Source organism: Ochrobactrum sp. SFR4, from assembly GCF_019730395.1.
Lineage (GTDB): Bacteria > Pseudomonadota > Alphaproteobacteria > Rhizobiales > Rhizobiaceae > Pseudochrobactrum.
On sequence record NZ_JAAPBB010000798.1, the window covers coordinates 1 to 270 of the forward strand.

At 43.3% G+C, this 270-nt stretch carries 1 protein-coding gene; it reads left to right on the forward strand.

Annotated features, from left to right (window positions below):
- Positions 1-270: N-terminal phage integrase SAM-like domain-containing protein (locus HBA93_RS21270; RefSeq protein WP_286202118.1), on the forward strand; the 270-nt coding region annotated here is incomplete at both ends.

Genomic DNA, 270 nt, shown 5'->3' on the forward strand with positions numbered 1-270 from the left:
ATCAGGCTATGACCCGCATGAGGAGAAACGATCTCGCCGCCATGATATTACGATTAATGAATTCGCTGAGCTCTATTGGGAGATTGCCTGCGCGCATAAAAAGCCGCTTACAGTTACAAACGAAAAAGGTTTGATGAAACGTCATATCGCGCCCTTATTTGGCAAGATGAAAGTTAAAGAGATACGGCGTGCAGATGTTCAAAAATTTGTAAACGACGTGGCAACCGGTAAAACTGCAGCTAAAGTTAAAACTAAGGCAAGAGGTTTAGC